Here is a 12,548-nt window from a genome sequence, read left to right as displayed (position 1 = left end):
TTCGTAGATGGAAACCACCGACCACGTGCTGATCGTCGACGACGATCGCGGCATCCGCGAACTGCTTGCCACCTATCTCGAGAAGAACGGCATGCGCGTGTCGCTGGCCGCTAACGGCCGCCAGATGCGCACCGTGCTCGAGCAGGGCGCACCCGATCTGATCGTGCTGGATCTGATGATGCCAGGCGAGGACGGACTCGTGCTGTGCCGCGAATTGCGCGCAAGCAAGTTTCGCGCGGTGCCGGTGCTGATGCTGACCGCCCGCAGCGAGGAGGCGGACCGCATCGTCGGGCTGGAAATGGGCGCGGACGACTACCTGTCCAAGCCATTCGCGGTGCGTGAGCTGCTGGCGCGGATTCGCTCCGTGCTGCGCCGCACGCGCATGCTGCCGCCGGGCATGGAGGTCACGGAATCGGCGCAGATGCTGGCCTTCGGCGACTGGCGGCTCGACACCACCGCACGCCACCTGCTCGATGCCGAAGGCACCATGGTGGCATTGAGCGGTGCGGAATACCGTCTGTTGCGCGTGTTTCTCGATCATCCGCAGCGCGTGCTCACGCGCGAACAGTTGCTCAACCTGACCCAGGGCCGCCAGGCCGATGCCTTCGACCGCTCGATCGATCTGCTGGTGAGCCGCCTGCGTCAGCGCCTGCAGGACGTCGCGCGCGAACCGCGTTACATCAAAACCCTGCGCAGCGAGGGCTATGTGTTCTCCGCGGCGGTGACGCAGATCGAAGGCCCGCAATGAACACCCATGCGTTGCTGCGTTGGCCGCGTACGCTGTTTGCACGACTGGCGCTGATTCTGTTTGTCGGTCTCGCGCTCGCGCAGACGATGTCGTTCTGGCTCACCATGACCGAACGCGACCAGTCCATGACCAACGTGATGATGGGCTACATCCAGCGCGAGGTTGCAAGTTCGGTTGCCCTGCTCGATCACTTGCCGCCTGGTCAGCGTGCGGCCTGGCTGCCCCGGCTGGAGCGGCGCAGCTACAGCTTTATTCTCGGCCCGGGCGTCAGCGGCGGACCGCCGGATGCGCGGCTCACCGCGCGCGCGGCGCAGTCGATTGCGGACGGGATCGGCACTCGCTATCCCCTTACCGCGAATGCGGTGCCCGGCGACCCTGGGCGTGTCCAGGTGCATTTGCGTCTGAGCGACGGCGCGCCGCTGACCATCGATCTGCGCCCCATGTCCGGCGCGCCCTTGTCGCGCTGGCTGCCGGTGGTGCTGGCCTTGCAACTCGCCGTTCTGGCCGCGTGCTGCTGGCTCGCGGTGCGCCTCGCGACGCGGCCGCTCAAGCAACTGGCGCAGGCCGCCGACACGCTTGGCCCCGACCTGAAGGCGGACCGTCTGCCGGAAGACGGTCCCGACGAAGTAGCGCGCGCGGCGCGGGCATTCAACGCGATGCAGGACCGCGTGGCGACGTACATGACCGAACGGATGCAGATTCTCGCGGCAATTTCGCACGACCTGCAAACGCCGATCACCCGCATGCGTTTGCGGGTCGACGTGATGGACGACAGCGTGGAGGGCAGCAAGCTGCAGCAGGACCTCAAGGAAATGGAAAGCCTCGTAAAAGAAGGCGTAACGTACGCGCGTACCCTGCACGGCGCGACCGAGGTGCCTTTGCGTATCGATCCTGATGCCTTGTTCGATAGCCTCGTCTGCGACTATGTCGATGCCGGCAAAGATGTGACGTTGCACGGCCAGATCGCTGGACCGCTCGTGACGCGTCCTCAGGCGTTGCGCCGGATCGTCGGCAATCTGGTTGACAACGCACTGAAATTCGGTGGCGCGGCCGAGATCAAGGTGGCTGCATCGCAGCCCGGCCAGGTGACGATCTCGGTGCTCGATCGTGGACCCGGCATCCCGGCGGACTCGCTGGAGGCGGTCTTCGGGCCGTTCTTCCGGCTGGAGGGATCGCGCAACCGTCACACTGGCGGCACCGGACTCGGCCTCGCGATTGCCCGGCAGCTCGCGCTGGCGATGGACGCGGCGCTGTCGTTGCGCAACCGTCCCGGCGGCGGCCTTGAAGCCACGCTCGTGTTGAAAAACGCGAGCTATGGAGCCGCGCACTGAGCCATGTCTGAACGAAGGCCGGACCCTCACGCACCGTGAGGGTCCGGCGTCGCCGCCAGGGAAAACCTTACCGGCGCTTTGTTCGCTAGCTCACGTAGGTCTGCCAAACTTACCCGAAAAATTTTATTGAAATGTTACGCTCGGCCTATGGCGGAGACCCCTCGAAAACCTCGGGCGTCCTTTCAAAGAATACCTAAGCCATTAGGAGTCGGGCATGTTGAGAAAGGTAGTCGATCGGGCGAAACAGATCCGACGCAGCGAAGGGTTTAAACATTCTGTGGCCATGCCACGCCGGATCTCACTTCATGCAAGACAGCGTTTGAACAAGGGTGTGTTTGCCATCGAGATTCAGGAGAACTCGGGATTTTTCTCCGTGATGCAGATGGTCCTGTTTATTCTGATGTATTGCGAAGAGAAACACCTGACTCCACGCATCAGCGCGCGCGGCGGAATATACGGTGATCCGGAAGGAAAGATGGACTGGTTCTCGACCTTCTTCGAGAACGTTCGGACTTCGCCGGGTGGCGCGGCCACGCACAAGGTCAGAACCTCGACGGTCCGCGATCTGGTTCAGCTGGGTTTTCGTCAGCGGTATGAGGCCCGGCTTCAACTCAGAAGCGCGAGCGATCTGTTTTTCGCTCACTACCGGCCGGCCGCGCATATTGTCGACGAGGTCAATTTCATCTGTCAGAAGCTCGGGGTCGGCGCGTCGAGCCTTGGCGCGCATTTCAGAGGCACCGACAAGAAGCTGGAAGCCGTGCCGGTTTCATGGAGCAATTTCTGCCGTCTGGTGGAGTCGACCCTCGCGGACAATCCGCATCTGACCAGCATCTTCGTATCGAGTGACGAACGGGCGTTTCTCGACTTCTTCGTCACGTGGCCATTCAGCAGGCCCGTCAAGGTGGCGCCCGCGAAGTTGCTCGCCAGTGGCAGCACGCCGATTCATTTCAGCGGCTATCCGGGGCTGGAGATCGGCCGTGAGGCGTTGGTGTCGAGCCTGCTCCTGTCCAGGTGCGGATACCTCGTCAAGACGCCGTCTTATTTGTCCGCGTGGTCCAGGATATTCAACCCGTCACTGCCGGTGAAACTCGCGTCACCGCCGCGCCCGGACGCATTCTGGTTTCCCGATAGCCGCCTCTGGGTCGAGCAACAGGTCGTGCAGAGCGCCGAGCTCGAACTGGATCCGTGTAGTTAGCCACGCGTGCCGAGGTCTGCAAAACACACCGTTCGCGCCTCGCAAGCTTCGGTAAACGCCGTGTCGTAACTCGAGAAAAAGACCGTACGGGTTTTGCCCAGCGTTCTGAACAAGTCGACAAGCACAGTGCGCGCCGAGGCGTCCAACCCGCCTGCCGGCTCATCCGCGATCACGACGCTGGTGTCGCCCAGCATGGCGGCGGTCAGGAAGAATTTCTTGCGCGTGCCAAACGACATCTGCTCAAAGCGCTTCTCGAGATGTGGTGTGAGACCGAAGCGCTCGGCCAACTCAAACGTTGCGCTTGTGACGGACGTATGCCTCTCCGACGCCACCCGCGCCAGGTACTCACGTCCGCTCTGATCCGGATAGACCATGCAGTCTTCGGGCACGTACGTGAGCGCGGCTTTTGCCGCGAGCGGTGCGGTACGCAGTGAGTGGCCGCCGATCCACACCTCGCCTGTGTCGGGCTCGATCGTACCGGCGAGGATGCCGAGCAAGGTGGACTTGCCGCTGCCGGATTCATCGTTTAACGCCACGCAGCCCGCGGTGGTGTCGTCGTGCAGTCCCTGAAAGACGATGCGCTCGCTATAGCGCCTGGAAAGGTTGTCGAATCGAAGCATGGGTTGCAGAGTGTGAACGAAGAATTGCCGCGCGCCGCACGCAGGTGGATCACGTGCGGTATCGCGGCACGCGGCGCGGACGGTGCGGCAAACTGGCGGTCCGCCAGTTTAGCAGCGCAATTGCATGTCACTCTCTCCACTTGGCAAGCGCGTCATTATCAAGGCATGCGCGAGTGCAGCGTCACTGCAGGTCAGTTCGGCTGGCCGCCGACCTGATCGCTACGCCGCATGGCGATGCCGCAGGTCCAGGGCGCGCGCCCGCATGTCCTGCGGACTCATGTCGAAGGCGCGGCGAAATGCGCGAGTGAAGTCCGACGCGCTCTGGAAGCCGAGGCCGTAAGCGATTTCCGTGACCAGCAGATTCGGGAAGCGGACCAGTTCGTCCGCCGCCTCCCGCAGCCGGCGGTTGCGAATGTAGGCGCCGAGACCGCCCTCATGCTCGAACCAGCGGTAGATCGTGGCGCGTTTGAGTTGCAGGGCGTGAACGACGCTCGTCGGGGTGAGGTCGCCCTGGTGCAGGTTCGCCTCGACGTAGCGCCGCACCTGTCCCATGATCGCGGCCTGGAGGGCGGCGCGGCCGGCGCCCGTCAGGCGCGCTTCCTTACGGAATGCGGCGACCAGCAGCTGGGTGCCGGCATTGAGCGCCTCGCTCGCGGCGGCGGGGTCGAGCGTCGGCAGTTCCCTGGCGAGCGCCGTCATGTGATCGAACACGACGCCCATCAGCGGTGCGCCGTGCTGAACGATGCGGCCATGAATCGACGCGCCGTCGCGAAACGCTTCGTCGACGATCGACGCCGGGGCGAACAGACTCAGAAGCCGGCATTCGGGCCGTTCCGCGCGAAACGGCTGGTTCAGGTCGAACGCCACCACACCTTGCACCGAGCCGGGCGCGCTGCGTTTGCGATGCATGCCCGTCACATGGCCGATTTCGCCCTCCACGAACAGCTGAAAGACGTAATCGCGCCGCGAATCGGTGGACACGCGCGCCACCGAGCGCTCGAGCAGCATGGCCTCGGTGCGGCAGTCCGTAAACACCATCCCGCCCACCTCATACCGGTCAATATCGCCCCGAAATCCCGCCGCGATCTGGCTTCGGGACGGCGGAACGTCCACGACGTGCCCCACACGCTGGCGCCACGCGAGCATCTGCTCGCTGACGGCCAGCTTACGGGTGCTGAAGGTGCTCGTCGCGACGGCGAGGCGGGGTTCGGCGGCCGGGTGAAGTGTGGACGGGTGCTGATTCATAGGCTGGTCACTGCGAGCGGGGGGCGGCTCCGGTCGGCGCGCGCCTGTCAGGGCGCGTTTTCCATGCGCGGCCGTCCGGAACTGAGACGGACGGTCAAGCGTATCAAAAAAGTCGCGGTAACGTCGGATGATTAGATGCAGACTGCTTTCGCCGACGTCCCGGCGCTCCGGTTCATCCGGCCGCCGGTGTCGAACATTGCCAACTGCGCGCAGCAAGGAGCGCCGTTCCGCCATACGGCGCCATGGGTGTGAGCGGCCCACGCTTTGCCTGGCTGGCGATCACGGGGAACCTGAGAGATGAGCGGCACAGATAATCAACCGACCGCGGGGCGCGGCGGGCGGCGTCCGGCCAGTCTGGTGGACAGCCAGTTACAGCACCTGGAAAACATGGTGCAGTACGTTTCGCGCGAAGACGCGGGCGGCGACACGGCGAGGCTCGACCACGAGTACTGGGAAAAGCGCATCCGTGCGCTGGAAGAAACCCACGACCTGGTCACCAGCCAGCGGCATCGTGTCAGCCGGCTGCTCGACCTGCTAGAGCGGGACGCGCGGATCACCGTGAAGCGGCGCACGGCAGCCTGGCACGGCTGAAGGAACAGGATTGCAGAGGAGGGCAAGCAGCGGGGGAACCGGTCGATGCCACGTAGCATCGACCACAAAAAAACCGGACGAACCTGAGAGCGCGGCGAAGGACGCGCAGGGTCCAGCAGAGGCCCGCGCGATGCCGCGTACCGTTTGGGCGCATGACCCGTTGCACGTCTGAAGGCGCCTTCGCTGAACGCGTTTTCAGACATCTGGCCGGGCGATCCGCCGGGGAACACCACGGGGTGTGGTCCTCGAGCTACTATCGCCCGGCCGGACGCATGCGCGAATTCTTACCCACCAGCCGTGCGAATCCGCGCCGCTGTCTCCATCCGCTTCATACCGTGCGCCCTATCCGGGCTGCTGCCGCATCCATTCACGTCATTTCAGAGTAAATCCAGATAGACGCTGTTTGCCGGTTATTTTGCGGCCTGCGGGGGATTTCAATGTCTGAGGATTAGCTGCAATTTTGACCGGTTTTAGCAGAATGAAATGAATAGTAGGTATGCAAAATACGCAGCGAATATAGGGCTGATAAACTGTGCCCCGGAGCAGCGCGCCGGCGCTTTTCATCGCACGATTCGCTCCCCATATTCGACGACCGCAAAGCGCCGGATTGACGGTGATAAGGGGTCTTTTCTGGGGCTTGGAAAGCATGACGCACCGCCATACTGATCGGTGTGCGGGCCGTTAAAAGGGACATATTGTTGGGTGTCCTTCTTACCGATTACGCCTGGTGTCGTATCAGCCGATTCTCTCCCGCCGACCGCCGCCATCTGATTTTGACAAGTTTTGGGCCCTGCTTTGGCCCGTTTTTGGAAGTGACTCATGAAGCCGGGAAAGAACTCGCTTGGGAACAAACGCACACGCAATATCGCCATTGCCATTAGCGTCGCGCTTATCGCAGCGCTGCTCGCATTCAGCGCGTGGCAGTATCAGCAGCGCGAAGCGCAGGCGGCGCCGGCGCTAACCGGTGTGGCGAGCCAGATGCGGCACGACACGTCGGCGTGGACCCGTCAGGAAAAAGACGCTTCGCAGATGCTGCGCGATATCCACGACGCCAATGTCGTGGCAATCGGCGTCAGCCCGAGCGCGATTCTGGTGTCCAAGCGCGACGGCTCGAAATACTTCGTCACCGATCACAATGCGACCTTCTCGCATGCGCTGCTGCTCGGCGAGCCCAAATCGGATGAGTCCGCCTCCTACCAGCTCGTGTGGCTGCCCGATGCCGACATCCGCACCGGCGGGTCGCGCTGGATGCAGGTGCTCGACCAGACGCGCGACGCCATCAGCGTGCTGCTTCCGCTCGTGCTGATCGGCGGCATGATCTGGTTCATGCGCCGCGAGATGAAGGGCGGCGCAAAGCTCCTCAGCAAGGCCCCGGTATTGCGCTTTGACGACGTGATCGGCGCGGGCGAAGCGAAGGCCGCGCTGGCGGACATACGCGGCTATCTGTCGAATCCGAAGCAGTTCACCTCCATGGGCGTGCGCGCCCCGTGCGGCATTCTGATGGTCGGCGGCCCGGGTGTCGGCAAGACGCGCCTCGCCCAGGCGCTCGCGGGCGAATGCGGTGCGAGCTTCATCTCGATCACCGGCAGCTATTTCAGCGCGAAGTACTACGGTGTCGGCATCCAGAAGGTCAAGCACCTGTTCGAACTCGCGCGCAAGAATGCGCCCACGGTCATCTTCATCGACGAAGCCGACGGTCTCGCCAAACGTACCGACACCGGCGGCGGTCCGGTCGAAGCCGAGAGCAACCGCATCATCAATCAGCTGCTCGCGGAAATGGACGGCTTCGCTTCGAACGAAGGCGTCATCATCGTTGCGGCCACCAACCATCCCGACAATCTCGACGAAGCGTTGCGCCGGCCGGGCCGTTTCGATCGCACCGTGCAGGTCCGTTTGCCGGACCGCGAAGACCGCGCGAAAATTTTTCGCTTCTATGCGCAGAAGCTCAAGTCGAAGGCCGCTGACATCGACTATGACCAGCTGGCTCGCCTCACCACCGGCCTGTCGCCCGCAACGGTTGCGATGGTGGTCAATCAGGCAGGGTTGGTTGCGCGCAAAGCCGGCGACACGGAAATCGCCTCGAAGCATTTTATGGAGGCGATCAAGATCGCGCGCATTGGCGACGTGAGCGGCGCCGAGCGGGCGCTGAGCGAAGACGAGCGCACACGCATCGCGGTGCACGAAGCGGGGCATGGTCTGGTCGCCGCGGTGCTCGGCACGGGGGTGCTGGAAGAGGTCACGATCCTGCCGCGAGGCGGCGCATTGGGTGTCGCGCTCATTACCAAGGCGCAAGACAAGCATCTGTATCGCGAAACCGAAATCCGCAACGAAATCCAGGTGTTGCTCGGCGGTCGCAACGCTGAGATTCTCACGTTCTCCGAAGCGTCGAGTGGAGCCGCTTCGGATCTGCAGGAGGCCTCACGCATCAGTCTCGACATGGTGTCGAAGTTCGGCTTTAACAGCGACGGCGATCTGTTCAGTCTCGCCGCGCTGCCGCAGCAATACGCGGGCCTGCAGATGAAAGGTGCGATCGAGCAGGCCAACGTTCTGCTCAAGGAGTTGAACGAACTATGCTATGGGCTTCTGCATGCCTACGAGCCCGTGTTGCGCGCCATCGCCGACGAACTGCTTGAGCATGAAACGGTCCCGGGCGAAACGGTTTACCGGTTGATCAGGGAACACAAAAGCGCGCTGAAAATCGTGCATGAGCCTGAGGCGGCGTAAGCCGATTTTGCCCTTTCAGTCACGCTCGAGGCGCGGCTGTTTGCCTGATCGGGACAGCAAGAAAGCAGCCGCACTGTCGTTATAATCCGCCGCGCTTTTGTCCGATATTTCCGGTCTTGCGGCCTATACTGGTACTCGCGGCGCTCCTTCACGCGCTGCTGACTCACGAAGTCATCCCTGCGCGGATTTCCGTGTGAATTCTCCGCACGCATCCGCCGACACCCGGCTGCAAATCCGGCCCGGTGCAGCAATTCACCACTCCCAATGTCGGTCCCCGGCGCGTCACTTTCGCGCGCCGATCGAACACCGACGCCAGCGCGCCACCTTTTCAATGGACGACCCGTGCAGCCGGGCTTTCGTCCTTTCGCCGCTGCTTCTCTAAACAGCGGTGGTGACGCACGGCCGTATCTGTCGAATCGCCATGAATGGTGCATTCAACTCAGTTAGGAAGCCAAATTGTTGATTTGCATCTGAATGCCTGAGTTGCTTACAAGGAGATGAATATGAATAGCAAGCGTATACGCATGTTGTCGGCCACGGCTATTGCCCTTCTGTCGCTCAGCGGAGCGGCCCGTGCCGCTCCGTCGTGTTCGGCCGGCATGCTCAGAGGCGCGTACGGATTTAGCGCCGTGGGGCAAGTGATCGGACTGATCGACGCCAAAGGGGTGCATCCGTTCGTTACCCAGTTGGCCCTTAACGACGTCGCGCTCGTGACGTTCGACGGCAGTGGCCACTTCACGCGGATCGACACCGGCACAATCGCTGGCGCGCCGAAAGGCGGACAGATCAATTTCACCGGGGCTCAGAATGGCGCCTACACGGTAAATTCCGATTGCACCGGAACGATGACTATCACCTACGACAGCGGCGTGGTGCTCGTGCTAGAAATGGTCGTGACCGATGACGCGCGGCTGATCAAGGCCATCATCATCAGCGAGACGGTTCCGGCAGTCGGCCCCACCATCGACGACACGACCTGCTTGACGGGGTCGTGTACAGAGGCAGTGCAGGTCAGCCTCGAAGGGCAGAAGGTGCAGACTTTCAGCATCCGTTTTTAAGCTTCCGGGCTGCGCTATTGGCCGCGCCAGGGGATGGAATTCCATCTGGCGCGGCGCCGCCCGTGGCCCAATTGTCAATGCAATCGCTGCATTGATTTCGTGCAAATTATGCAATTGTGTTATCGATCTGCGAGGCGTCCAATCATCCGTCACGCGGCAGCAAGCCGGCTTCCGCTCCTGGGAGCGCGGGCAGACATAGCCGCGACTGGAGACGACATGACGGTTTCGGCAAGGGGCATCCGGCATCGCTGGGTGGTCGTAATCAGCCTGTTTTTCTTTCTCGCGATCAACTTCGCGGATAAGGCCGTGATGGGGCTCGCCGCCGAACCCATCATGCGCGAATTGCACTTGACCCACAGCCAGTTCGGCCGGATCGCGGCGAGCTTCTTTACGCTGTTCTCGCTGTCGTCCTTGCTGGTCGGCTTGCTGGCAAACCGCATCAAGACCCGCTGGTTGCTGCTGGCCATGGCGCTGGTCTGGTCCATTTCCCAGGCGCCATTGCTGCTGGTTGCGACGCCGGGCATGTTGATCGCGTCGCGCGTTCTGCTGGGCGCGAGCGAAGGGCCCGCCTATCCGGTTGCCGTGCATGCGCTCTACAAGTGGTTTCCTGACAGGGAGCGCACTGTGCCTTCCGCGATCCTGACGATTGGCGCGGCATTTGGCGCCGGCTTTGTCGCGCCGCTCATCACCTGGGTCATCGTGAGCTTCGGCTGGCGCGCTGCGTTTCTCTCGCTAGCCGCTGCGGTCCTCGTGTGGAGCCTGGTCTGGCTGTGGGCCGGCCGCGAAGGACCGCTCGACGCACCAGCGCGTGGCGGCGGGACGGCTCAGGCGACGGCCCTGGCCGCGGCGGGCGCGAGCCTGCCGGCACGCATTCCGATGCGTGCGCTGCTGCTCTCGCGCACATGCATGGGCAGTAATCTGTCGGGCTTCTCGGCGTACGTGATCCTGACGGTGGCCACTATCTGGCTGCCGAGCTACCTTGTGCGCGTGGCAGGGTATTCGATGACTCAGGTCGGCTGGATCATCGTGTTGCCGGCGTTCGGGCAGATGGTATCGGCGCCGCTGCTCGGCTGGTGGTCGCAGCATCTGATGCGGCGCGGCGTATCGAGCCGGCAGGCGCGCGGCACGCTGGGCGGCGCGCTCGTCGTGTTGTCGGGCGCCGGTCTTGCCCTGGTGCCGCTCCTGCCGCGTGGGCCGCTGTTGATCGCGATGGTCACGCTGGCCTTCTCGCTCGCGTCGTTCGCCTTCACGACAGGCGTCACCCTGACCGGCGAGATTGCGCCGGCGAAGCAGCGCGGCGGCCTGCTCGGCATCAACATCTGCATCACAACGCTGGCGGGTCTGATCACACCAGCGGTGATGGGGCAGGTGATCGATCGGGCGAGCGACCCGTTGAATGGCTACCGCACCGGCATGTTGCTGGCCGGCCTGTTCGCGGTGGCTGGCGGCCTGATTTCCGCTTGCCTCGTCGATCCGGCTGCCGACCGGCGCCGCTTCGCCGTGCAGGGAGCGCGCGAGGCTTTTGCGCAGAAGGTCAGCAACGATACCCGCACCGCCGCAGTGTTCGCGACAGATTCCGCGTCGCCGGAACGCTAGCGACACCGTTTTTTTTCTCCGATGACCACGATTGGCGCGCGCTGCAAGGGCTGCGTGCGGGCGCGCCACACTCCTTGAAACGAACCGGCTGAACCTGTTGAACCTCCTGAGCTGATCCAATGAATAATTTGCGCTTACCCGCCTCTGAATCATTCGTGCCTGATAACGACGATCCCCGTGTGGCGCTTGTCAGCGTGGCCGCGACGCCGTTGGCGATCTACGGTTATCCGCTTGTCGAAGTCATGCGCACGTGCGCGCTGCACACGCCGCCGGATGCCACGAGCCCGCTGCGCGCGCCGTTCAATACGATCCACGCGAGCATGCGTCGCTGGACCCATGAGGACCGCGACATCGTCACGCCGGCGAACGATTTTCTTTATCTGAATGGCTGGATCGATCTGTCGGCCGGCCCGGTGACGCTCGACATTCCCGCGGCTGAGGCCGGGCGGTATTTCGTCATCGAATTGCTCGATGCGTTCACCAACAATTTCGTGAATATCAGTTCCCGCACGCTCGACAACGGCGCTTGCCAGGTTGTCCTGCATTTGCCCGGACACACGCTGGAAGCCGGGGCAAAGCGCACGGTGGCGTGCCCAACCGCGTTGGTCTGGCTGCTCGGCCGGGTGCTCGTGACCAGCGACGCGGATCTGCCAGCCGCGCAGCGCATCGCTGCAGGGTTCCGGTCGAACGGCCCGCGCACTGCAGGACCGGCTTGCGTGAGCAGATGGTGCGACACGGGCGACGCCGCACTCGATTTCTTCCAGAATCTGTTTGACGCGTTGCGCGATGTGCCGCCGCGCGCCGACGAGACCGGCCTGTTCGGCCTGCTCGCGCGTGCTGGTTTGCGCTACGACGCGGCAGTCGACATCGCCGCGTTGCCGCTTGCTACGCAGCAGGGGTTGCGGCTCGCTTACGCTCAGGCGTTGCGTCTGATCGAAGCGCATACGCAAAGCCGCGCGCGCCGCAGCTGGAGTTATAACGTGCAGCTCGGACAGTACGGCAGCGACTACCTGCTGCGCGCATGCACGGCGATGAAGGGCCTCGGCGCATTGAGCGCCGACGAGGCCGTCTACGCCGTAGCCGATTTCGACGAGACGGGCCAACGCCTCGACGGGACTCAGGGGTACGAACTGATTTTCCCGCCGGGCGGCCTGCCGCCGGTCGACGCGTTGTGGTCGTTGTCGCTGTATGCCGCGGACCGGTTTTTCGCCACAAATCCGCTGGGGCGCTACGCGATTGGCGACCGCACGCCGGGTTTGCAGTACGACGCCGAGGGCGGCCTGCGCATCGTGATCCAGCATGAAGCGCCGCCCTCGACCACGAACTGGTTGCCCGCGCCCGCCACACCGTTCTACCTGATTCTTCGCTTCTATCATCCGCGCGCCGAGTTTCTCGATGGGCGCTACACGATCCCGGCCGTTCGGCCGCTACAAAACTAAC

At 63.3% G+C, this 12,548-nt stretch carries 11 protein-coding genes; 8 read left to right on the top strand and 3 right to left on the bottom strand.

Annotated features, from left to right (window positions below):
- The first annotated feature begins 7 nt into the window (after positions 1–7).
- From PQR27_RS29210 to PQR27_RS29200, 3 genes are all read left to right on the top strand, one after another.
- Positions 8–748, top strand: a complete 741-nt coding sequence (locus PQR27_RS29210) for a response regulator (protein ID WP_408527062.1) — start codon at positions 8–10, stop codon at positions 746–748.
- Complete coding sequence (locus tag PQR27_RS29205; protein WP_408527061.1) at positions 745–2,079, top strand: sensor histidine kinase; 1,335 nt, start codon at positions 745–747, stop codon at positions 2,077–2,079. The genes PQR27_RS29210 and PQR27_RS29205 overlap by 4 nt, the downstream gene beginning before the upstream one ends.
- Before the next feature lie 214 nt (positions 2,080–2,293).
- On the top strand, positions 2,294–3,274 hold the full coding sequence (locus PQR27_RS29200) for an O-fucosyltransferase family protein (RefSeq protein ID WP_408527060.1): 981 nt from the start codon (positions 2,294–2,296) through the stop codon (positions 3,272–3,274).
- On the opposite strand, the gene PQR27_RS29195 is transcribed toward PQR27_RS29200, so the two are convergent.
- Both PQR27_RS29195 and PQR27_RS29190 read right to left on the bottom strand, forming a co-directional pair.
- A complete protein-coding gene (locus PQR27_RS29195; RefSeq protein ID WP_408527059.1) occupies positions 3,271–3,894 on the bottom strand; it encodes an ABC transporter ATP-binding protein in 624 nt (207 codons plus the stop codon). The two genes, PQR27_RS29200 and PQR27_RS29195, sit on opposite strands and share 4 nt — an antisense overlap.
- Positions 3,895–4,113: 219 nt before the next feature.
- Positions 4,114–5,139 (bottom strand): helix-turn-helix transcriptional regulator, encoded by a 1,026-nt coding sequence (locus PQR27_RS29190; RefSeq protein ID WP_408528334.1) that lies wholly within the window; start codon positions 5,137–5,139, stop codon positions 4,114–4,116.
- 297 nt (positions 5,140–5,436) lie between these two features.
- Between PQR27_RS29190 and PQR27_RS29185 the strand changes: the two genes are divergently transcribed.
- Positions 5,437–5,730, top strand: a complete 294-nt coding sequence (locus PQR27_RS29185; protein ID WP_408527058.1) for a hypothetical protein — start codon at positions 5,437–5,439, stop codon at positions 5,728–5,730.
- A 372-nt stretch (positions 5,731–6,102) separates the two neighbouring features.
- On the opposite strand, the gene PQR27_RS29180 is transcribed toward PQR27_RS29185, so the two are convergent.
- Positions 6,103–6,378 carry a hypothetical protein gene (locus PQR27_RS29180; RefSeq protein ID WP_408527057.1) on the bottom strand — a complete coding sequence of 92 codons (276 nt, stop codon included), beginning with the start codon at positions 6,376–6,378 and terminating at the stop codon, positions 6,103–6,105.
- 171 nt (positions 6,379–6,549) lie between these two features.
- Between PQR27_RS29180 and PQR27_RS29175 the strand changes: the two genes are divergently transcribed.
- The 4 genes from PQR27_RS29175 (at position 6,550) to PQR27_RS29160 (ending at position 12,547) form a co-directional block, all read left to right on the top strand.
- A complete protein-coding gene (locus tag PQR27_RS29175; protein WP_408527056.1) occupies positions 6,550–8,454 on the top strand; it encodes an ATP-dependent metallopeptidase FtsH/Yme1/Tma family protein in 1,905 nt (634 codons plus the stop codon).
- Between the two features lie 503 nt (positions 8,455–8,957).
- A complete protein-coding gene (locus PQR27_RS29170) occupies positions 8,958–9,512 on the top strand; it encodes a hypothetical protein (protein ID WP_408527055.1) in 555 nt (184 codons plus the stop codon).
- A 216-nt stretch (positions 9,513–9,728) separates the two neighbouring features.
- Positions 9,729–11,108, top strand: coding sequence for an MFS transporter (locus tag PQR27_RS29165; RefSeq protein WP_408527054.1), 1,380 nt, complete (start codon positions 9,729–9,731; stop codon positions 11,106–11,108).
- 155 nt (positions 11,109–11,263) lie between these two features.
- Positions 11,264–12,547: a DUF1254 domain-containing protein gene (locus PQR27_RS29160; protein WP_408527053.1), complete on the top strand. Its 1,284-nt coding sequence runs from the start codon at positions 11,264–11,266 to the stop codon at positions 12,545–12,547.
- Position 12,548 lies beyond the last annotated feature (1 nt).

The sequence above is a fragment of the Paraburkholderia fungorum genome (genome assembly GCF_046027215.1).
GTDB classification, from domain to species: Bacteria; Pseudomonadota; Gammaproteobacteria; order Burkholderiales; family Burkholderiaceae; genus Paraburkholderia; species Paraburkholderia fungorum_D.
The sequence above is the reverse complement of the archived record's forward strand: the minus strand, read 5'-3'. Positions and strand labels throughout refer to the sequence as shown.

Excerpts from the sequence above, each read along its gene's own strand:
- PQR27_RS29210 (WP_408527062.1), top strand. The coding sequence starts at position 8 with ATGGAAACCACCGACCACGTGCTGATCGTCGACGACGATCGCGGCATC.
- PQR27_RS29205 (WP_408527061.1), top strand. The coding sequence starts at position 745 with ATGAACACCCATGCGTTGCTGCGTTGGCCGCGTACGCTGTTTGCACGA.
- PQR27_RS29200 (WP_408527060.1), top strand. The coding sequence starts at position 2,294 with ATGTTGAGAAAGGTAGTCGATCGGGCGAAACAGATCCGACGCAGCGAA.
- PQR27_RS29195 (WP_408527059.1), bottom strand. The coding sequence starts at position 3,894 with ATGCTTCGATTCGACAACCTTTCCAGGCGCTATAGCGAGCGCATCGTC.
- PQR27_RS29190 (WP_408528334.1), bottom strand. The coding sequence starts at position 5,139 with ATGAATCAGCACCCGTCCACACTTCACCCGGCCGCCGAACCCCGCCTC.
- PQR27_RS29185 (WP_408527058.1), top strand. The coding sequence starts at position 5,437 with ATGAGCGGCACAGATAATCAACCGACCGCGGGGCGCGGCGGGCGGCGT.
- PQR27_RS29180 (WP_408527057.1), bottom strand. The coding sequence starts at position 6,378 with ATGCTTTCCAAGCCCCAGAAAAGACCCCTTATCACCGTCAATCCGGCG.
- PQR27_RS29175 (WP_408527056.1), top strand. The coding sequence starts at position 6,550 with ATGAAGCCGGGAAAGAACTCGCTTGGGAACAAACGCACACGCAATATC.
- PQR27_RS29170 (WP_408527055.1), top strand. The coding sequence starts at position 8,958 with ATGAATAGCAAGCGTATACGCATGTTGTCGGCCACGGCTATTGCCCTT.
- PQR27_RS29165 (WP_408527054.1), top strand. The coding sequence starts at position 9,729 with ATGACGGTTTCGGCAAGGGGCATCCGGCATCGCTGGGTGGTCGTAATC.